Source organism: Aldersonia kunmingensis, assembly GCF_001646865.1.
Classification (GTDB): Bacteria; Actinomycetota; Actinomycetes; order Mycobacteriales; family Mycobacteriaceae; genus Aldersonia; species Aldersonia kunmingensis.
Genome location: NZ_LRRB01000111.1, coordinates 20,995 through 41,866, shown reverse-complemented (window position 1 = coordinate 41,866; position 20,872 = coordinate 20,995). Strand labels below are relative to the sequence as shown.

The 20,872-nt window shown below is 65.7% G+C and carries 18 protein-coding genes; 5 read left to right on the top strand and 13 right to left on the bottom strand.

All coding sequences use genetic code 11. The features are described from left to right. Positions 1–34 precede the first annotated feature (34 nt). Positions 35–589, top strand: a complete 555-nt coding sequence (locus A8G08_RS08470) for an anthrone oxygenase family protein (RefSeq protein WP_068272710.1) — start codon at positions 35–37, stop codon at positions 587–589. 127 nt (positions 590–716) lie between these two features. On the opposite strand, the gene A8G08_RS08465 is transcribed toward A8G08_RS08470, so the two are convergent. Further along, complete coding sequence (locus A8G08_RS08465; RefSeq protein ID WP_068272709.1) at positions 717–1,631, bottom strand: amidohydrolase family protein; 915 nt, start codon at positions 1,629–1,631, stop codon at positions 717–719. Positions 1,632–1,804: 173 nt separating this feature from the next. On the opposite strand from A8G08_RS08465, the gene A8G08_RS08460 reads away from it, so the two are divergent. Further along, positions 1,805–2,413 (top strand): DUF1326 domain-containing protein, encoded by a 609-nt coding sequence (locus A8G08_RS08460; protein ID WP_068272708.1) that lies wholly within the window; start codon positions 1,805–1,807, stop codon positions 2,411–2,413. A gap of 43 nt (positions 2,414–2,456) precedes the next feature. Here A8G08_RS08460 and A8G08_RS08455 read toward each other — a convergent pair whose 3' ends face one another. The 5 genes from A8G08_RS08455 to A8G08_RS08435 form a co-directional block, all read right to left on the bottom strand. After that, positions 2,457–3,257 carry a DUF2182 domain-containing protein gene (locus A8G08_RS08455; protein ID WP_222844251.1) on the bottom strand — a complete coding sequence of 267 codons (801 nt, stop codon included), beginning with the start codon at positions 3,255–3,257 and terminating at the stop codon, positions 2,457–2,459. 484 nt (positions 3,258–3,741) lie between these two features. Continuing rightward, positions 3,742–4,002 carry a cupin domain-containing protein gene (locus tag A8G08_RS08450; protein ID WP_222844250.1) on the bottom strand — a complete coding sequence of 87 codons (261 nt, stop codon included), beginning with the start codon at positions 4,000–4,002 and terminating at the stop codon, positions 3,742–3,744. Positions 4,003–4,295: 293 nt separating this feature from the next. Next, positions 4,296–5,756 carry an FAD-dependent oxidoreductase gene (locus A8G08_RS08445; protein ID WP_068272707.1) on the bottom strand — a complete coding sequence of 487 codons (1,461 nt, stop codon included), beginning with the start codon at positions 5,754–5,756 and terminating at the stop codon, positions 4,296–4,298. A 69-nt stretch (positions 5,757–5,825) separates the two neighbouring features. Next, positions 5,826–7,469 (bottom strand): MFS transporter, encoded by a 1,644-nt coding sequence (locus A8G08_RS08440; RefSeq protein ID WP_068272705.1) that lies wholly within the window; start codon positions 7,467–7,469, stop codon positions 5,826–5,828. Between the two features lie 128 nt (positions 7,470–7,597). Then, positions 7,598–8,818, bottom strand: a complete 1,221-nt coding sequence (locus A8G08_RS08435) for a cytochrome P450 (protein ID WP_068272890.1) — start codon at positions 8,816–8,818, stop codon at positions 7,598–7,600. Between the two features lie 195 nt (positions 8,819–9,013). On the opposite strand from A8G08_RS08435, the gene A8G08_RS08430 reads away from it, so the two are divergent. Together A8G08_RS08430 and A8G08_RS08425 are read left to right on the top strand one after the other, a co-directional pair. Continuing rightward, complete coding sequence (locus tag A8G08_RS08430) at positions 9,014–9,634, top strand: TetR/AcrR family transcriptional regulator (protein WP_068272703.1); 621 nt, start codon at positions 9,014–9,016, stop codon at positions 9,632–9,634. A 70-nt stretch (positions 9,635–9,704) separates the two neighbouring features. Next, positions 9,705–10,649: an alpha/beta fold hydrolase gene (locus tag A8G08_RS08425; RefSeq protein WP_084436049.1), complete on the top strand. Its 945-nt coding sequence runs from the start codon at positions 9,705–9,707 to the stop codon at positions 10,647–10,649. Here the strand turns inward: A8G08_RS08425 and A8G08_RS08420 are convergent. From A8G08_RS08420 to A8G08_RS08395, 6 genes are all read right to left on the bottom strand, one after another. After that, entirely contained in the window at positions 10,640–11,350 is a 711-nt protein-coding gene (locus A8G08_RS08420; protein ID WP_068272698.1) for an SRPBCC family protein, read from the bottom strand. The genes A8G08_RS08425 and A8G08_RS08420 overlap by 10 nt on opposite strands. Positions 11,351–11,361: 11 nt before the next feature. Next, positions 11,362–12,063: an SRPBCC family protein gene (locus tag A8G08_RS08415; RefSeq protein ID WP_068272693.1), complete on the bottom strand. Its 702-nt coding sequence runs from the start codon at positions 12,061–12,063 to the stop codon at positions 11,362–11,364. Position 12,064: 1 nt separating this feature from the next. Further along, a complete protein-coding gene (locus A8G08_RS08410) occupies positions 12,065–12,664 on the bottom strand; it encodes an ArsR/SmtB family transcription factor (RefSeq protein ID WP_068272687.1) in 600 nt (199 codons plus the stop codon). Between the two features lie 184 nt (positions 12,665–12,848). Next, on the bottom strand, positions 12,849–13,733 hold the full coding sequence (locus A8G08_RS08405; protein ID WP_068272683.1) for a pseudouridine synthase: 885 nt from the start codon (positions 13,731–13,733) through the stop codon (positions 12,849–12,851). A gap of 1 nt (position 13,734) precedes the next feature. Next, positions 13,735–15,162 carry an HAD-IB family hydrolase gene (locus A8G08_RS08400; protein ID WP_068272682.1) on the bottom strand — a complete coding sequence of 476 codons (1,428 nt, stop codon included), beginning with the start codon at positions 15,160–15,162 and terminating at the stop codon, positions 13,735–13,737. Further along, on the bottom strand, positions 15,149–17,545 hold the full coding sequence (locus A8G08_RS08395; RefSeq protein ID WP_068272680.1) for a glycerol-3-phosphate 1-O-acyltransferase: 2,397 nt from the start codon (positions 17,543–17,545) through the stop codon (positions 15,149–15,151). Before A8G08_RS08395 ends, A8G08_RS08400 begins: the two co-directional genes overlap by 14 nt. A 176-nt stretch (positions 17,546–17,721) precedes the next feature. Between A8G08_RS08395 and A8G08_RS08390 the strand changes: the two genes are divergently transcribed. Continuing rightward, a complete protein-coding gene (locus A8G08_RS08390) occupies positions 17,722–19,050 on the top strand; it encodes a salicylate synthase (protein ID WP_068272678.1) in 1,329 nt (442 codons plus the stop codon). Between the two features lie 145 nt (positions 19,051–19,195). Here A8G08_RS08390 and A8G08_RS08385 read toward each other — a convergent pair whose 3' ends face one another. After that, a complete protein-coding gene (locus A8G08_RS08385) occupies positions 19,196–20,836 on the bottom strand; it encodes a (2,3-dihydroxybenzoyl)adenylate synthase (protein WP_068272674.1) in 1,641 nt (546 codons plus the stop codon). Positions 20,837–20,872: the final 36 nt, after the last annotated feature.

The following is a 20,872-nucleotide window of genomic DNA, read 5'->3' as shown; positions in this document are numbered from 1 at the left end:
CCAAGAAGCCGCCAGCCAAAAGCGAGGAGCTGCCATGTCGGCGCTGCGTACCGGTTCCCTGATCGGAGCCATCATCACCATGGGACTTACCGCAGGATTGTTCTGGGCGTACGCGTACTCGGTGATGAATGCGCTTGCGAACGTGGACGACCGAACGTTCGTGGACGTGTTCAACAAGATCAACGTTGCGATCCTCAATCCGTGGTTCGCGTTCTGCTTCGGCGGCGGACTGGTGTTCGCGGTCATCGCGGCCCTCACCCACCTCGACGCGGACCGCCGGAAGGTGCTGCTGTGGGTTGTCGTCGCCGCAGCGTTCTATGTTCTCGCCCTTGCTATCACGATGGGAATCAACGTCCCGTTGAACAACGGCCTGGCCCAGGTCGACCCCTCCGACAGTGCGGCGATGCTCGCCGCGGCCAGGCAGGATTTCGAAAGCAAATGGGTGACCTGGAACATCGTCCGCGCAGGAGTGCACACCGCGGCGTTCGGAGTGATGTGCTGGGCGTTGTACCAGGCCGGGCGCCACGCGCATGACGTGACGGGAGTTGGCGCGTCCGGCCACGTGGCAGCGATGGCCGGTCTGGGCTGAGCCTCCGCGTTTCGTACCTGGCGGGAGGACGGACTTACACGTTCGGCCGCATGCGTCAGCTTGGCCACGTCGTCGAGCGCTGAACCGGCGAGGAGTAGCCGATCAGCCGCATGAGATGGATTGTGCACTAGCCGCCGTCTGGCAGGGTGTACACCCTGCGTGCAGTTTCACCGAAGAAATCGGCTTCCCCCTTCGCAGACATGTCGCCCAGGGCAGCCTGGATGGTCTGCACCATCGTTTGGCAATCCCACAGCAGGTGGTCGATGGGGTAGTGCGAGGCGAACATGCAGCGTTCCGGCCGAAATATGTCGATTGCCTTCCGGATCCACGGGCCGATCTCGTCTACCGACGTTCCGAAGATGAGGGCAATTCCCTGCAACTTGAGGACGACATTCGGATACTCGCTCACAACCTGCAGGCGCTCGTCCCAACGGGCGAAGCCGTCGCTGGTGCGGTCGAGCGGCCAGCCCGTCGCTTCCAACACGAACGTCGTGTCCGGAAAGGACGTAATGAGATCGTGCGTCTCGGGTAGCTGTTCGTCGTACACGAGCAAATCCCACACCAGTCCCGCGTCGGCGACGTGTTCGAATCCCCGAAGCCACACCGGATCCGACAGATAGTCGCCTCGCGCGCCCAGTCGCCTGCGGGGTTCGGCCGCCCAATAGAGCGGCTGGCGCACCGCACGGACTATCGGAAGATCGCGATATCGCGCCAGAACATCGCGCAGATCAGGCGAATCGAGCTGGACGGCCGCGATGGCGGCGTTCGGAGCACCAAACCGGTTCGCGTACTGCTGAACCCACGTCGCTTCGGCGACACCGTCTGCGGCTCCGAACTCGCACGCAATCGAGGCTTTGACGGGCACCTCGGCGACATCTGCCCAATAGTCCTGGGGCAGGTATCGGTGCGCGGCGTCGTAATAGTTCGGCAGCAAGGCCGTCAGCACGGGTTGGCGATTCTCGATCCAGGGGTAGACAAGATCGGTCGAGTTTATGAAGTGCTGATGAGCATCGACGATGTCCACGTCACGCAGCGTATTCATGGTTTACCGCACGCATCGACGCACTGCTGAAAGTGACATTCGATTGGTGTAACCCAGACGCGGTGAGCTCTGGACCCGGGTCCTGCCGACGAGGACAATTATCCCCAGCCCCTGCGGAGAGGAGACGGCCGGGCCGACGCACGACGACGATTTAGACGGAAGGGAGTCCAGTCATGGCGTGGCAACTTCGAGGTGAGTACTTCGAGAACTGCAACTGCGACATCCTGTGTCCGTGCATCACTTCGTCGATGCAGGGCCCGGCGGACAACGATCGCTGTCTCGTTCCCCTCATCCTGCATATCGGTGAGGGCAACAGCGACGAAGTGCGACTGGACGACCTCAACGTGGTGATGGTCGTCGACGCGCCGGCAGTGATGGCCGACGGCGGTTGGCGGGTGGCCCTCTACATCGACGAACGTGCGGAAGATTCGCAGCGCGAGGCGCTTGGTGCGGTGCTGTCCGGCGCGCAGGGCGGGCCGCCGGAGATGCTCGCCGGATTCACCGGTGAGCAACTGGGCGTCAAGTTTGTCCCCATCGCGTTCACCTCCGATGGCGACCGCAAGCGGGTAGAGGTGCCGGACATCATGGAGTTCGAAGTGGAAGGCCTGCGCGCGCCCGACACCTCGGCAGTGATGAAGATTGTCAACGTGTTTCACCCAATGGGCGCCGATCTGCCGATCGCGCGCAGCATCATCGGCAGATACGACGATCCCGACTACGGGCTGGCGTTCGACAACACCGGGAAGAACGGGCACTTCCGCGAGTTCGCCTGGCAGGGTTAGAACTTGGCCTGACCACCAGCGGTCAACGGTGGGTCATGTCGCCCTACATCTGCATGTCGTCCATGTGCATCTCGTCTTCCATTCCGCCGACACCCGGGACGACAAGGCCCGGTATGTGACTGGGCACGAAGGCGACCGCCAGTCCCAACGTCACCAGCACTACCGCCACTGCGGTCTTGGCGATCCGTTTCGAGGGCAGGAGTTTCTCGACGGCGATCATTGCGGTGACCAGAAGCATCCACGTCACGCTCATCACGCCGAGCGCGAACAGCGACGCCATCAGCGCCCAACAGCAGCCGATGCACCACAGTCCTTGCCGCGTGCCCATATCGGCGGCGCCGCGAACTCCGCCGCGCCAATGCTCCATCACGAACGCCACCGGGCTACGGCAGTGTGACAAGCACGCGTCCTTGAAAGGCGTCGCCTGGTAGATGCCGGCACCGACGAGTACCCCGCCCGCCACGTACAGCGCTGCTCGGTCGCCGGTGGGGGTCGCGCCGAGTCCGCGCGCGAGCGCGAACAGCGCGTATGCGGCGAGGCCGAACAATGTCCAGGTGACCAGATACCCACCCACGAACACCGAGGTACCACCGGGCACGGCGCGGCCGCGGGCTCGGTTCGCCTGCTGCACGCGCTGATAGGCGGCGACCATGGGAATGATCGACGGGAACATCATCGCGGCCATCATCACCACCCACGCGCTGACGTAGAAACTCAGCGACCCCAGATCAGTTCCCGGCCCGCGGTCCATGCCCGACATCCGGCGATCGACCACCAGCCAACTCCCCGCCGCGAGCGCGAGCAGGACACCGATCAGGGCGGCCTGCCTCGGGTCACTGCGCATGCTTTGCGCGTTAGCGCCCCGCATCTCGGAGCCTCCGATCGCGAACGGCGACGGACCACAACGGCCCGTGATTCGATTGGCGGCGCGGATCGCGGCTGAAACCATCCTCCGATCCGGCTGCGGCCCGGAAGCCCGCCAGCAACCTGATCCCCCCAAAGGGCAGGTACACCATGAACTTCACCGACGCCGAACTGGAGTACTTGGCCCCACAGCGACTGGGTCGGATCGCCACCGCGCAACCCGACGGGACCTGCAGGTCAGTCCCGTCGGCTTCCGTCACAACGATCGCACCGACACGATCGACAGAGACGGGCATGCCATGGCCAAGAGCCGGAAGTTCCGCAATGCGCTCGCCAACAGCCGGGTTGCCTTCGTGGTGGACGATGTCGCCTCCATCGACTCCTGGCAGCCGCGGTCAATCCGTCGGGGATCGACACCCGCGACATCGGTTGATGCTGTGCTTCCTCCGGTTCTTTCGTTGGTACTACTTGGATTTCGCGTAGTTGCTCGCGGTCGTGGTGTCGAACTCGTAGGCGACGAACGCCTCATCGCCAACCACCCACGCGTCGTGACCGGGTTCGATGGCGTAGGCCTCGCCGGCCCCCGCCTCGCCCTCGGTGCCGTCATCGCACTTGATGTGGATGCGCCCGGCAACGATCACTCCCAGATGGCCGGCCTGGCAGCTGTCGCCGCCCACCACCGGCTTGATGCATTCGGACCAGCGCCAGCCGGGCTGGGCAGTCAAGCGAGCTACCTTCGCTCCATTCAGGTCGACGACGGCCATTTCTGTTTTTTTCGGGGGTGCGGGTTTCGTCGGGAGAGTCGAAGTTTCGTGAAACCAACGTGGCCATGGCATTGCTCCTGGTGTGTCAAGAGACGTGCGGGAATTGAGTGTGTGAAAGCGCCGTTGGGAGCCGTTGTTCGTCGGGCTGCAGCTACCCGCGCTTATGCGACCCTGCGATTGATGTCAGGGGCCCCTAGCTGCCCTTATTCTCCGCCCAATGTGTGATTAACCGCAACGAAATGGTGTGCTCGGAATTAGCTGACCGCGGTACGCAACGACGGCCCGCAGTGCACGTCGAACCGCTCGCGCACGGTATCCAGCGTCTGCTTGTAGTGCTCGCGATGCCTGCGATACGTCATCCGGTACTGCACCTGGCCGGCGATTTGGCGGGGCAGCGGGTACCAGCGGTCGAAGTTGAGGCCCCACTCCAGGAACGCCTTGGCAGGGAGGGCGTCGTAGATCAATCCCAGGTTGTACTGCAGCAGCGTCGCGACGGCGTACGGGAACACGCCTGCCGACTTCCTGCGCAACTCGTCGTAGTCCAGCTCGTAAAGCGGCGTGGTGGCGAGCTTGTCGAGGAAGAACAGATGCGCGTGGAAGTACCCACAGAACGAGGAGAAGGCCAGAGTCAGCGCTCGGGAGTTGACCGACATGACCCGGCCGCCCGCGGATAGGACCGGTTCGTAGGGGAAGTCCTTGGCGTTGAGGTAGCCGGTGCAATTGACGAACCAGCTGCCCGGCTCCACTGGGCGTGAGTCGCCGCTGCGCAGGTTGAGGACAGGCGAGCCGCCGTCGTCGGTCACGTCCACGCAGTGGTCCGTGAGCACCTCGTTGATGCCCGCGCGCACGAACTCGTTCTCGGCGTCGGAGAGAAAGGCGAAGAAGTAGTTGCGTGGGTCCGGAGTGATCTGAAGGGCGTAGGTGCGGCGGAACCAGTCGCGGACCTCGGTTTCGTTGGTGCCGTCGAATCGGCGCGCCATCTCGACGAACACCTTGTTCGGCCGGGTGCCGCCGAACCAGCGCTTGCGTCCGGCGGGCAGCAGCTCATCGCGGCGGGTGAAGAACGTTCCCGATCCGGCGATGAGATTCACTTCGCGCCCGGGGAATTCGGTCAGGAGGGCGTTCGCCGTGTCCATCCCGGTTTTGCCGCCGCCGATCACCCACACCGGAGCGTTGTTGGACTTGATCTGTGCCCCGCGCATATCGCAGTAGTCCGGCGATACCGAATGCACCTGGTCGCTCGACAACTCCAGCGGCTCATTGGGAATCACGCGGGCGCCGTAGGCGGTGATCAGCTTGTCGGCGGTGATCCTGAGCGTGCGGTCGCCGTCGTGACAGGTGATCTCCACCCTGTTGCTGTGCTCTACGAATCCGTCGTACGTCCAGCCGAGCCGCACGTCGATCCGAATGCGTTTGCCGATCTCCCCGAGGCAGTGGTGCAGATGCGCGAGAACCTCGTCTCGATCGGCGAGGTACTCCGGCTCGCGACCGATGGTCCATTTGATATTGCCCGCGGTGAAAAGCGGATGCGGCTGGTGCAACCGCACGTAGGGGTAGGTGTCCACCCACATCCCGCCGACGCTGGAACGTCGGTCGACGAGCACGACCTTCTGCTCGGGTTTCAGATATCGGCTCGCCACGAACAGCGCATTCAGTCCGGCGATACCCGCGCCGACGATGCATACGTCCGCAGAAATGTGGTCGTCCGTTGACATGACGGAACCCTCTCGACGCCTCTGCCAAGGGTATCGCTGGGCAGGTGGCCGAACCGAGCTTCGAACCAACTAGACCGGGACCGGCTCCGCGAGCTCCTCCGGCTGCTCGACCGGCTCGGTGGTGATCGCCTTCGGCGCCCACCAGGCCAGCAGGGCACCGCTCGCGACCAGAACTGCGCCGAGCGCGAGGCTGGCCTGCGCCATCGGGTCGAGGAACGCCTGCTGCGCGCCCTCGGCGATCTGGGCCGCGAGTCCGGTTTGCCCCTGAGCGGCTGCCTGCTCGGAGACGGCCATCGCCTCGGGCAGGGAGCGCGACACGTACTCGTGCATCTGATCGGCCTGGGCCGAGATCTGTTGGCCCTGTTCGGTTCCCGCGAAGGCGGCGGCGGTGCGGTCGACCTGCTCGCGCGCGGTGTCGGCGGTCTCGACGATGCGGCTGCTGTATCCGGCGGCAACGATGCTGCCCGCCAGTGCGATGCCGATCGCTGCGCCGAGTTCGCGGGCGGTGTCGTTGATCGCCGATCCGACGCCGTGGTTGTCCTCGGGCGTATTCATCATGATCGCGGTGGTGGCGGGCGCGGAAGCGAATCCGATGCCAACCGCCATCACGCACAGCGCCCCGCACACCTGCCAGTACTCGGTGTTGTCGAACGCACCGAGGCTGATGAGCCCGACGCCGGCGATGAGGATGCCGCCGGCCAGCGTGCTGCGCAGGTTTACGTGCACAGCGAACCAGTTGCCGACGAGCGTCGAGACCAGCATGACGATGACCAAGGGCAGCAGAGCGACCGCGGACTTCAGCGGCGAGTAGCCCATGACCATCTGGAAACGCTGCAGGATCAGGAAGAACGTGCCGAACGACGCGAGGTACTGCAGCGTGACGGAGAATGCGCCCGACCCGAATGCGCGATTCAGGAAGAGTTTGACGTCGATCAGCTGGCGGGATCCGTTGATCTGCAGCCAAATGAACGCGGCGGCGAGCACGACCCCGCCGAACAGCGCCGCGAGCACGATCGGATCGAGCCAACCGCGCTGCGGTGCCTCGATGAGGCCGTAGACGAACACGGCGACGGCGAGTGCCGACGTCACCGAGCCGAGCAGGTCGAAGGCCTTCGGCGTGCTGTCCTTGGACGTCGGAATCGTGCACGACAGCACGGCGAGCAGAGTCGCGGACGCGGCGAAGGTGATGAAGATCGAGTGCCAGCTGAACGCTTCCAGCAGCATGCCGGTCACGAAGAACCCGGCGATCGCGCCGATGCCGGCGACACCCGCCCACACGCTGACGGCCAGCGGCCGCTTGTCCTCCGGCACGCCGGACGAGATCAGCGACAGGGTCGAGGGCATAACCATCGCCGCGCCGACACCGGCAAGGCAGCGCGTGGCGATGAACAGTGTCGGGTCGTTGACCCAGAGCGGCAGCAGCGACGCGACCGCGAACACAACCATGCCCGCGACCAGGACGCCGCGCCGGCCCCAGCGGTCACCGACCGCGCCGGCGGGAAGCAGCAGCGCGGCCAGGACGAGTGTGTAGCCATCGATGATCCAGGTCATCTGGATCGTGCTGGCCTGCAGATTCGGCGCGATCTCGGGCAGCGCGGTGTTGAGTGCCGCCATGGCAGCGACCACGATGCTCAGCGCGGCACACGCGACGCCGACGAGCCACACGGTTGCGAAGTCGAGTCGGGTGGCAGGCGCTGCCGTCGGTGTCTGCATGTGCTCGCTTCGTTCTCGGGGGCCGATCCTGTCGCGAACATACACCGGGGAAGATTTGTATGGTCAATCGTCCAGCTGTGGTCTTGAATACACCCTGACCTGCATGTGTTCTCAGACACTCGCCGGTCTCAGGAGATGCGCAGCGGCAGGTATTCGTGCCGTCGGACCATGATGCTCGGCACCCAGCGCGGCTCGTCGCTGTGGATGAGCGAGACCCGGCTGCTGTTCTCGAGCAAGGCAGCGATTGCCGCGTGGGCCTCCATGCGTGCGAGCGCCGCGCCGATGCAGAAGTGTGCACCCTTGCCGAACGCGACGTGTGCCCGGCTTCCTTTGCGGTCGAGATCGATCCGGTCCGGTTCGGCGAAGTTGGCCGGATCCCGGTTGGCCGCACCCCACATCAGCATGAGGTGGCTATCCGCGCGGAGGTCGACACCGCCGAGGCTGGTGTCGGTCGTGACGTGCCGGTGGTGGGCCCGGAACGGTGATTCGAGCCGCAGCGCTTCCTCGAGAAAGTTGCCGATGAGTGCGGGCTCTGCGCGGAGTCGATCTTGCAACTCGGCATCGGCAGCCAGCATGCGCGCTGCGTTGGCGGTCAGCGCAGCGGTGGATTCGCCACCGGCACCGACCAATTGGACGAGTATCAGCACGGCTACCTCGGGGGCGATCTCACCGGCGTCGACCGCGCTCGCGAGGACGCCTGTCACGTCATCGCGCGGCTCGTCGCGTGCGGACTGCAGACTGCTGTACAGGTACCCCGCCAACTCGACGGCTGAGGTCGTGAGCTGACCCATCCGGTCGGATTCGACGAGACCGCTGAGCATCTCGGTGCTGTCGTAGGCCCAACCAAGCAGCTGCGGGAGATCCTCGTCAGGCAGCCCGAGCAGCCGAGCCACGACGGCGAGCGGGAGTCGGTCCGCCATGCCCGACACCCACTCGATTCGCCCGTCGCGCAGATTCTCGGACCACAGTTGTTCGACGAGTTCGGTGACCATCGGCTCGATTGCCTTCAGCCGTTGCCCGACCGCGGGCGCCACGATGCGACGTTGCGCGGCATGCGCCGGGTCGTCGGCGGTGGCCAGCACATGCATCGCGGACCCGAGCACGTCCATCTCGAAGACGGATGACGTTCCGTCGGGCCCGCGGACCAGCGCTGCCGTGAGGTTGGACGAGAAGTCATCGGTGCGGCTTACAGCCTCGGTCACCAGATCCCAGCTCGACACCAGGTAGAAGTTCGTCTCTCCGACGCGGTGCACCGGTGCGGTCGAGCGCAACAGGTCGTACAGCCGGTTCGGGTCGTCGAGGTGGCGGGGATCGAAGACGTCGAGGCTGTCGGGCGGCGCGGAGGTCATGGGCTGCTCCTCATTGGTGGGTACCTCCAGACGGTCCGACATGTGCGATACGGGTGTCAATCACCGTCTCTACACGAGACGGGTAACTCCGGACGGCAGGCTCCAATTCCGAGAAGGTGCTGGTGAAAGCTATACAGAATCAACTATCTGTCTCACCATGAGATGAATGCGCGGCCAGAGTGATCGGAGAGCGTCATGTCGGACGAGCGCGCCGATTGGCTTGCCGGCGGGAGTCGCCGCGCGATGGCCGAGGACCGGATCTATGCGGTGGCCACCGAACTCTTTCTGGAACGCGGCTTCGGCGACGTGAGCATGGACGACGTCGCGGCCCGGGCGGGATGCTCGCGCGCAACGCTCTATCGGTACGTCGGTGGGAAATCGGCGCTGGTGGACGGGGCGATCGCGCGGGCCGCAGTGGCGGTGACCAGTCGGGTTGCATCGGCGACGGCGAAGCTGTCGGGACCGCGGCGCATTTCCGAGGCGATCCTGGTGGCGGTGGCGATCATTCGGGCCGACCCGGTGGTCTCGCATTGGTTCGCGAATGTTCGGTCTGGTGGCAGCAACGCGTACCTCTCGGGATCGCCCGTGGTGGCGCAGATGGCGTCGGCCGTGCTGGGTGGGCACTCCGCGGGCTCCGCGCCGGGGCTTGGTGGGCACTCCGCGGGCTCCGCGCCGGGGCTTGGTGGGGTACCCGACGACGATGCGGCGAACTGGATCGTCCGGGTCGTCCTAGCCCTGGTCGAATGGCCTTTTCCGGATGCTGCCGCGGAGCGGCGGGTGGTCGAGCGGTTCGTCGCATCGGGGCTGGCGGGGTGACGGCACCAGATATGTATGTAACGATGAGTACCAGATAATCTCGGACGACGGAGTCGGGGGAGTGAAGGCCATGGTCACGCGGCACACGGTGCGCAACGGCGATGTCGACATCGCGGTGTTCGAGGAGGGCAACCCGGACGGCGAGACCGTCCTGTTGCTCCACGGCTGGCCTGACAGCCACGAGCTGTGGCACAACGTGGTGCCAATGCTGACCGATCGGTTCCGGGTCATCCGCGTCGACAATCGCGGCCACGGTGAATCGACAGCCCCGCCCGGCAGCCATGCCATCACCGTCGCCAAACTGGCCGCCGACCACGAGGCCGTGATCGACGCGATCAGCCCGGACCGCCCGGTCCACATCCTCGCCCACGACTGGGGCAGCATTTCTGCCTGGGAAGTGGTGACGGGTCCGGATGCCACCCGTCGCGTCGCGTCGTTCACCTCGGTATCGGGCCCGAGCCTCGGGCACGCCGGCGCCTGGGCCAGGTCCCGGTTGCGTCGTCCCACTCCACGCAACATCGCGCTGCCTCTTGCGGCAATCGGGTCGTTCGCGTACTCGATCTTCTTCTCACTGCCGGTGTTGCCGGCGTTCGTGTTGGGCCGTGGCGACGCCGCGGGACGGTGGAAGCGTTTCTTGTCGACCGTGGAACGGATTCCCATCGACCAGATTCACCTTGGGCCGAACTTCCGGCACGATATCGTCAGCGGGCTCCGCATCTACCGCCGGGTGCTGCTGGATCGACGCACCAATCCGCTTACCGCCCAGGGAATGTCGACGAAGATCCCAGTGCAGATCATTGTCGGCACCCGCGACCCGGCAGTGCGGCAGTCGCTCTATGCAGACGAGGCGCGCTGGGCGGATCGGGTGTGGTTTCGGGTGGTCAAGGGTGGGCACTGGCTGCCGTTCTCCCATCCGGAACTGCTCGCGAACGCCGCCATCGAACTCATCGACGAGGTGACCGGTGCCGCCACCTCGTCGACGCTGGAGCGCATTCGCCTGGCCGCTCAGGCGTAGACGCCTTCGAGCCACTCCTGCCACGCGGCTGCCTCGGCCTCCGCGTTGACCTCACGACCGAACACGTGGTGCGCGGCATCGACTGTGGCGCCGAAGCTGTCTCGGCCGTAGAAGCGGTAGAGGGTATCCGCTGACCGCAGTCCGAGGAACCACTCGTTGCGGTAATCGATGACCGCGTCGATTCGCCCGATCCCCGGAATATTCAGGGCCACAGCATCTCCCGCAGATGCAGCCTCGGCTATTCCGAGTGCCGGTGCGAGTCGCGCGAATGATCCTGGCGCACCGGAGCTTTCGGGACCCTCGGTGGCGACATAGGTCACCGGCATTCCGGCGAAGTGCTGCAAGTACTCGGCGAGGCTGTGCAGGTAGAAATCGGTGTGCTTGCTCGCGCCGTCGTACTGCGATTCCCAGTCGTCGGTCATGATGCCCGAGTGCACGTACCGCACCACAGCGGTGCCGCCGTCGCGCGCCTCGATGATGTGTTCGAGGGCGTTGAACCAGCCGTCCGGGCCGTCCTGGCGGACCGCGAGATGATGCGGCGGATCCCAGGTCTGCACCGGGTTGTCCGGGCTCGGATCGTTGGGATCGGCAGGCGGCGTGGGGAACATCCACCCGGCGGTGCCCTCGGTGACCGCCGCGAACACCTGCTCAGGACTCGCGGGCAGGACGACTTCGCGTTCGATCCGGAATTCGTGCGCCATTGTTTCCTCGTCTAGGAGTAGAGGGAGTTCAGCCAGTCCTGCAGGGCAGTTTCGGTTGCGGCCGTATCGGTTTCGGCGAAGATATGCGCAGACATCCCGACCGGGCCGCCCCACGCGTTGCGCCCGTAGAAACGGTACAGCGCGTCACCGGTGCGCAGCCCGATGAAGTTGGCGTTGGCGAAATCGACCGTGGCGTCGAGCGTGCCGAGAGTGGGGATGGTGAGAGCGATTCGCTGGCCGACCGATTCGACCCCGAGGCTGGTGCGTAGCTTCTCGAACCCATCCGTCGTGGCCGAGCCGTCCGGCCCGTTGACGTTGACGTAGGCGACGTCGCGGCCGGCGAAGTGATCGACGTACTCACCGAGGGTGTGCATATAGAAGTCGGTGTGGTTGTCGCAGGCGGCGAACTGTACGTCCCAAAGTTCGTCGGGGAGCACGCTGCGGTGCTGGTAGTGCAGGACGCTGCCGGTTCCACTCGGCTCGATGCTGTAGTCGAGCTTGTTGTACCAGTCGCCCTCGTCGCCGACCTCGATGGTCAACCGGCGGCCAGGCTCCCATGCCGCGACCTTGGCCTCACCATCGTCGCCACCGACGGCGGGTTCGATCTCGCTTGGGAACATCCAACCGCCGGTTCCGGTGCTGACCGCCTCGAACACGGTCTGCGGATCAACGGAGAGTTCGACGGTTCGGTTGAGTTCGAAGGGCTTCCACATGTCAGTTCGCCTTCTCGATAGTGGTTTTCGGGGTGGGGTGCAGCGCAACGGCGAGTCGATGACGTCGCCCGCCGGCTGCGTTCTCGCGGTGATACTTGCCGACCAAGGTCGCCACCTGCGTGCCGAGCTCCTCGGCGAACGCGGCCCGATCGGCAGCGGTGGCAAAGTTGATCTCCGTGTCGATCCCGTAGGTGGCCAATGGTTTTCGTGCGGCATCGGCACCGGCGATGAGGGTGCCGAGCTCGCGGACCAGGCGGGCGCCGAGCGCGAGCAGCCATCGTGCAGACAGCTGGTTCGGCGCGCGTGCCGGGTCCGGGGCGACGGCGGCCAGTGCGGCGGGGGAGATGACGTACGAGGCTGCGGTCGCCTGAAACACGCGTTCGACGACGTTGCCCTTCTTGCGTTCGGCGACGAGTTCCACCAGTCCGTGCTCCTCGAGCGCGCGCAGGTGGTAATTCGCCTTCTGCCGGGTGAGCCCGAGCTGCGGCGCCAGGCTCGACGCCGAGCCGGGGGTGCTGAGGGCGGCAAGGAGGCTGGCGCGAATCGGGTCGAGCGAAACCTCCGCGGCGGCCGGATCCTCAATGGCTGCGATCTCGTGCATGAACTTAGCGTCTCACCGACAAGAAGAACTGTCAAGACAAAATTTACTGTCGGTAACCGTGGCGGGGATGCGGTAGGCCCCGTCTGGAAGTGTGCTCGCGTGTGGCCTGCTTCCCGGGTGCAAATTGTGTTTGTGGGTGCGAAGTTTCGCCCCCGTTTGCACAATTCGCACCCGTTTGGCGGTCCTAGTCCGGCCAGTCGAGGGTGCGGCGGCTGGTGAAGGTGCGCGATTGGCCGGTTCGGGGGTCGTCGAAGGTGAGCCGCCGCGCGAGCAGTCGGAGCGGGTTGCGGTAGTCGTCCGGGGCAATGTCGAGCACGTCCGGGTAGAGCGGATCGCCGACGATGGGAATGCCGAGCGAATTCAGGTGCACGCGTAGTTGATGCGTCTTTCCGGTGGTGGGCAGCAGGCTGTACCGGGCCAGCGCGTCGCGGGATTCGATCAGCTCGATGCGCGTCTCGCTGTTGTCCGGACCGGGGATCTCCTGGGCCTGCAATACGCCCGGTCGTTTGACGATATGGCTGCGCACCAGCAACGGCAGCGGTGCTGCGGGGTCGAAGCCGGCGATTGCCTCGTACTGCTTCTGAACGAGCCGCTGCGCGAACAGCATCTGGTAATCCCGGCGCGCGGCTCGATGCACCGTGAAGAGCAGTACGCCGGCGGTAAGGCGGTCGAGCCGATGCGCGGGCGAGAGTTCCGGCAAGTCCAGCTTGCGGCGCAGTCGCACCAGCGCAGTCTCGACAATGAACCCGCCGCGCGGCGTGCTGGCCAGGAAATGTGGTTTGTCCACGACGAGCAGGTCATCGTCACGATGCAGGATCTCGACATCGAACGGCACCGGCGTCTCGACCGGCGGGTCGCGATAGAGGTACACGAAATCGCCACTGCGGTAGGGGGTTTGTTCCGATATCGGCGCCCCACGGCCGTCCACTACCTCGTCGGCGGCGACCTTTTCCCGCAACCGGACCGCGTCGGACGGGAAGCGCTCGAGCAGATAAACCAGAACCGTCGGCCAGTCGCCCGGCGGCAACCGGAGACGGCTCGGATTGAGACCGTCACGAACGGGGAGCACGTCAGCCCTTCGGCCAGTCCAGCAGGGTCTCGAAGAATAGCTGTCGTACCTCTGCGACGTTCGAGTCGAGGTGCGCGGGATCCCACTCGCTGACATCGATCGGTTCGAGCACCGCTACATCGATGGTGCCCTGCCGGATCGCTCTCGCGTTGCGCCAGTAGATCTCGCCGGCATTGCGGATCACCACGGGGACGATCGGCACCCCGGCCTGTATCGCGATATGGAAGGCGCCCTTCTTGAACTCGCCGAGTCGTGGGCTCAGCGAGCGCGTGCCCTCGGGCGCGACAATCACGGACACACCGGATTTCAACGTCTCGACGACGGGCTTGAGCTCCGATTTGGCCTTGTCGGTGTTCTTCCGGTCGATGAAGGTCGCACCGCCGAAGCGCAGCATTGGCCCGAACAGCGGATTGGCGGCCATCTCCTTTTTCACGATGCCGGTGAAGCCGCCGTGGAGGACCTCGCCCATCACGAGCAGGTCGAACTCGCTCTGATGGTTGAAGATGAACACCGCCGGGCGCGGCGCCCGCGCGTGCCGTTTGCCGACGATGTTGATGTGTACGCCGGCGCCGAACAGCGCGAAGGTCGACGCGTTCGAGATCATGCCGTCCACCATGTTGCGTTGGCTGCGGCCAAGATTCGTCGCGATCCCGAGGGCCGCTCCGCCGAACAGGCCGGTGTAACCCGCGGCGGTGCGCACGAGCTGGCTGACACCGGCACCGCCGCGCGGGCGCAGCCGAACGATCGGCCAGTCGTGCTCCTCGGCGTGCCTGGTCAGTCCCCTGTCCGGGTTGAGCGCGGTCGGGGTTCCGACCGAGGAAAGAAACGCGACGTCCTCGGTGCCGTTGCCGTAGGCGTAGCTCTGGTCGAGGTCGATGTCGTTGTTCCGCGCGAAGTCCGTGACCGCTGCCGCCTTGCCCTCGGCCCACAGCGTGCGGCCGGTGATCCGCCCGGTCGCGACGCCATCGCGCATCTCCACCGGTGTTGCGAGAATGTTGGGAATGCCGAGTTCTTCTGCAGCAGGCGCGATTTGGAACCAGGTGGCCGAGGAAGCCACCACGAGTGTGTGGCCTGCGGCCTCGTGCGCACGCAATAGCTGCCATGCCTGCGGATACATCTGCCCAGCGATCTCCCGGGTAAAGATTCGATTCGATAGCTCGTGGAGCTCATCCTCGGTGTGACCCGCGTAAGCCTTCAGGGCCGACCGGACGAACCGTTCGAAATCCGCCTCATTCGATGTTCCGCGGATTCCGGCAACCACGGTCTCGGCCAGCTGGAGAGGGGAAACCTTGCGGGACATGATGAGGTCGCGATAGAAGTTCGCGGCGGAGAAGCCGTGGATCAGGGTGCCGTCGTAGTCGAAGAATGCGCCGATGTGCGGTCCCTCGGGCCCTTTGCGGACCCGCTCGAGCGCGTTATCGAAGTCCACCGGTCAGCCTCCGATTCGACTCGTCGAGCAGCGCTGCCTTGGTGATTCGGCTGGAAATATCACGCAGGTCGGCGGCGAACTGGTCACGCCGCGCGGCGAGGTCCTCGCCGCCCCCAGTGAGCAACCCGCGGTTGTTCGCAAGCCGGATCGCGGAGGCGAACAGTTCGGATGAGACCGACTCGGGGCTGTGCAGCCGGGACTGCAGAAGCATCTGCTGGCCGACGCCGACGCATTCTGTGATGAGCGTTTTGCGGTCGATATCCTCTTCGGGGCCGCGCAGGCATAGCCGCTCGGCGACAACGAGTTGCGCGTCGAAGAACGACCGCAGCGTGCGGTGCACCATCATGAAACCGGTCTTGGTCAGGTAGTCGAGCAGTTCCAGTGCGGTGACCGATCGCGTTCGCCAGTCCGGGTCGATGAGGTCGACCTCGATCTTCATTTGCTCACGGAACGTCTCGCGGTCGGGGAAGAAGAACTCGTACTTCAGCATGTCGCGGAGTCGCTCGGCCTCCGCCCACCCCTTCTCGAACGGGAGTGCCGCTGGATTTTCCGATGCGGCGAGCGCACTGAGTTCGAGCAGCGCGCGGTTGACGAACCAGTGCATGGCGCTGTTGCGGTAGAAGGCCGCAATCAGATGCTGGCCGGGCTCGATCGAATAGACCGGCTCGTCACCGCCGGCATAGATCGTGACGACCTTCGCCGCCGAGAGTTCTTCCAGCACGCTGACCAGTCCCGCATTGCTGCGCAGCAGATCGAGGTCGCCCTTCGGTATGCCGCGCTTCTCGATGTAGTCGAGCACCGGCCGGACGACGGCGCGCACCTCGCTGCCGGTGAGCGCACGCGACTGGACGCCGAGCAGGGCGAGGGTCACGACCGCATTGACCGTGACCGGCGTGACGTCATTGATGCCGACCGCGAGTTCGAAGGCGACCTTCTGCACCGCGAGCCGCGCTTCGCCGTCGTCGTCCGGCCCAGTTGCGCCTTCGATGACGGAGGCCGGCATTTCATTTCCGCCTGCGGCAACCAGCGGATCGCCGTTCGCAAAGAGGCGACCGCGGGCCGACAGCGGCTCGCCGAAGCGCACGTAGACCTTGCCAGCCGCTTTCTGCTGGCTGCGAATGTAATTGACGAACCAGCTGATCCCCTCGGACTTCTTGCCGCCACCAAGTTGCTCGACAGCAATCGCGCCGAGTTCGTTGAGCCGTTCGTAGGTGATGGACACCGGCACCAGGAGGACGTCGTCCACCTTGTTCGTCCGCACCGAGGCGGCGAGGTAGTTCAGCAGGCCGTACCGAGGTGGGCGCAGCTTGCCGGTCCTGGTGCGGCCGCCCTCGAAGTACCACTCCAGGTTGAAGCGCTTGGCGAGCAGGTAGCCGAGGTACTCGGCAACGCACGCCTTATAGATTTCGTCGTCTCCGAAGCTGCGGCGAATGAAGATCGCGCCGCTCAGACGAGCGAGCGGGCCGATCGGCCAGAAGTTCAGGTTTGCGCCGCCGATGAGATGGCTTGGTGGGAAATCGTTGCGCGCCAGCACCTCGTCGAGGACGAACGGGTCGACGTAGGACCGGTGAGACGGAAGGAAGATCAGCGGCTGGCGCTCGTTGAGCCGCCGCAGCTTTGCGAGGCTGGATTCGTCGGCGTCGATCTGCCATGCGGACCGGTGCAACGGACGCATTACCTGGTTGAAGAGGTCGGAAACCAGCGCGGTCTGGGTCGCGACCATGTCCCGCAGGTTGTTCTCGGCGCGCCGGTACGCCTCGCCATGCTCGATGCCGAGGTCGTCGGCGAGCCCATCGAGCTGTCGTCGGAACTCGATGGACTCCAGGATTTCCTCGGCCACGTGCTGTGGCACTTTGTAGCGGGCGCCGATGACCGCACGTTCCGAGCGATCCAGCGATAACCGCGCGGCGCGGATGATGGACCGGGCCAGCGCGGCCCTGGTTGGCTCGCGGTCGGCGTAGCGGGCGCACAGTTCGCTGAGCCGGGCAGGCCGGCCGGTGAGTACGCGATGGCGGTCCGGAGCATTGCGGACGATCCAGCGCTGCATCAGCCGGTGCGGATCCCGCGGATTGGAGAACACGAGGTCGGAGAACCGCGCTCGCCGGATGCCATCCCGCTCTGGCGGAAGCCAGAGCACTCGCACGGGCACGATCAGAGGGTCGTCTTCGCGGCGGGTCAGGTGGGTCGCGACTTCGTCGAGATCGAGATCGAGGCGGGAGTCCGGTTTCGGCAGCCCGAGTGCCGTGTTCAGGCCTTCCGTGGCCAGCCAGCGATCGATGACGTCATGTTCGACCGTCGTGGACGCGTCGATGAGGACAACGATGGGAGGCTGATCGGAACCGGACGGGCCCGCCGACGGACGAGACGTGAGTTCCTGGGTCATGGCGCCTCCGAGTACCGGTCCATGTCCTCCATTGTCCTGCTGTCAGCGGAATCGGCGCAGCGATTTTGCCGTCCGGCCAGGTTCTTCTGCTCACTGTGATCGGTGCGCTCCCACAGCAGGCAAGGTAATGCTAACCTCATCAACGAATTCTAAGGTCGCCCTTATCTGGAGGATAGTTGTCGCCCACGGACGCACACCTGCGCATCGACGTCGCACTCGACCCCGCTGCCGTGGTCGCGAATCTGGCCGCATCGGGGCTCTTTGCCGACTACGTCGTCTACGAACGCCTCGGGGAATGGGTATTCGCGGGCGAGGCACGCGGCAGCGTCGTGCTCGACACCGAGCAGGTGCGCACCACGTGGGATGACACGACGGAGTCTGCGACCTGGACCGGGCGCCCCGCCGAGGTCATCGGCGCCGCGCTCGCCGCGCTGCAGGAAATCGACCCTGCCGCGAGCGATCACCGCGCCTACGGCTGGCTCGCCTTCGAATCGTGCGCCTACGCGCTCGGCGCCGAGCGGTACCTGACCGAGCGGATTCCGTTGGCGCACCTGATGATTCCGCGCGTGGAAGTCCGGGTGACGGAGTCTGCGCTGGAGATCAGCGGCGGCACTCCCGATGAGCAGGAATCGATCCGGGCACTCGCCGCGCAGGCAGGCACCGGCGAACTACCGACGGCCCGCGAACTCGATATTCGCCAGGACCCGACGAACTACCGCGACCGTGTGGCCGCGGCCGTTGCCGAGATCGACCGCGGCGACTACCAGAAGGTGATTCTGTCGCGCCGCGTCGAGGTGCCTTTCCCGATCGATATGCCGGCGACCTACCGGCTCGGCCGGGCGAACAACAGCCCGGCCCGCTCGTTCCTCTTCCGCCTCGGCGATCTCGAGGCCGCCGGCTTCAGCCCGGAACTCGTCGCCTCGGTCGATGAGCTCGGCGAAGTCACCACCGAACCGCTCGCCGGTACAAGGGCATTCGGACTCGGCGAGGATGCCGACAGTGCGGCACGCCGCGACCTCGAGTCCGACCCGAAGGAGATCGTCGAGCACGCGGTCTCGGTGCGCACGTCGTTTGCCGAGATCGCCTCGGTTTCCGAGCCGGGCACCACGGCCGTCTCCGATTACATGACCGTGCGCGAGCGTGGCAGCGTGCAGCACCTCGCCTCCACCGTGCGCGGGCTGCTCGCGGCCGACCGCACCGGCTGGGAAGCACTCGACGTGCTGTTCCCGTCCGTGACCGCGTCGGGAATTCCCAAGCGGGACTGCGTGGATGCCATCTTCCGGCTCGACGGCGAACCGCGTGGGCTGTACTCGGGTGCAGTGCTGTCGGTCGGTCCGGACGGATCCTTCGAGGCGACGCTAGTGCTGCGCGCTGTCTACCAGACTGCACAGGGCGCCTGGCTGCGTGCCGGCGCCGGCATCATCGGCCAGTCGCGCCCCGAGCGTGAATTCGAGGAGACCTGCGAAAAGCTGGGCAGCGTAAGCCCGTACCTCGTCGCGCGGTAGACACGCACCAACGCGAAAGCCCTTGCTCGGATCGCCGAGCAAGGGCTTTGGCGTGTATCAGAACCACAGGGCCACGCGGTCCGGATCGATTCCGGGCAGCTTCCGGGCTTGCTCGATCGCGGCTGCGACGCGCAGAAGCGATCGATTATTGGTCGATCATCGGGACGAGCTTTCGCTTGTCGATCTTCCCCACGGCGGTGACGGGCAGCGCGTCGAGCGAGGCGATCCGGTCCGGCAGCTTGTAGGTGGCCAGCCCACGACCGAGCAGGAATTCCTTCAGCTCCGCGAGCGTCGGCAGAGCGGTATCCGCGGGAACCAGTGCGGCACAGACTCGTTCACCAAGGGAATCGTCGGGAATACCGACCGCGGCGGCGTGGCGCACGGCCGGATGTGCGAGCAGGTGGTCCTCGAGCTCATCGCACGAGATGTTCTCACCGCCACGGTTGATGACGTCCTTCACGCGACCGGAGACGATCAGATGTCCGCTGGGTAACTGCCGCACGAGATCGCCGCTGCGGTAGTAGCCGTCGGCGGTGATCGCGCGTTCGTTGTGCGCCTCGGCGCGGTAGTAGCCGCGGATCGTGTACGGACCGCGCGTGAGCAGTTCGCCTTCCTCGCCCGCGGCGACCTCGTTGCCGTTCTCGTCGACGATGCGGAGCTCGTCGTGCGGAGAAAGTGGCCGGCCCTGCGTGCGGAAGACCAGCTCGTCCGGATCATCGAGACGGGTGTAGTTGAGCAGGCCCTCGGCCATGCCGAACACCTGCTGCAGCTGCGCGCCGAGCGCGGGGCGGACCTCGGCGGCATTGCTGTCCGCCAGTCGGGCGCCGCCGACCTGTAGCAGCCGCAGCGAAGAAAGGTCGGCTTCCTCCCAGTCGGTTGCGGCACACCAGAGTTGGGCCAGGGGAGGCACCACAGCGGTCACCGTGACGCCGTGCCGCTCGATCGCGGCGAACGCGTTTTCCGGGCTGGGATCGTCGACGAACGCGATCGAGCCGCCGGTCGCGATGGTGCCGAGGATGCCCGGGCAGGCGAGGGGGAAGTTGTGCGCCGCCGGCAGCGTCACCAGGTACACGTCCTCGGGGCCGAGCGCGCAGACTTCCGCGCTGGCCCGGGCGTTGTAGGCGTAGTCGTCGTGGGTGCGGGCGATGAGCTTCGGCAGTCCGGTTGTGCCGCCCGACACCAGGAGTACCGCGATGTCGGCCGGGTCTGCTTCGGGCAGTTCGCGCGCGGGGCGTGGAACCTCGGACAGGGCAGTGAACTCACTCGGATCGCCGAGGACGAACACGTGCTCCAGGCTCGGCACCCGTTCGCGCACGGTTCGCGCGAGGTCTCGGTAATCGAAGCCGCCGAAGGTGTCGGCAATGACGTAGCCGACGGCCTCGGACAGCGCGGCGAGGTGGCCGATCTCCGCGCTGCGATGCGCCGGCAGGCACAGCACCGGAATCGCGCCCGCGCGCAGCAGGCCGAAAAACACGACCGCGAACTCCGGCCGGTTCGGCAGTTGCACTACCACGCGGTCGCCGGGTGCGATGCCCTGCGCGATGAAACCGGCGGCCATCTCGTCGGCGGCCTCGTCGAGCGCGCGGTAGGTGCGGGGTTCCTCGTCGGTGAGCAGGGCCGTCGCCTCGGGACGCCGCCCAGCCGCGTCGCGCAGCAGCGAGCCCAGCGTGCTGCCCCGCCAGTAGCCGGCTGCGCGGTAGTCCGCAGCAAGCTCGTCGCGGAAGGGGATGAACCCGTCTCGGTGCCCCCGCGGGGTCGCGGCGTCGGTTACGGGTTCCGATTGCATGGTGGCCTCACGATCGCGTACTGAATTGGCGGCTGC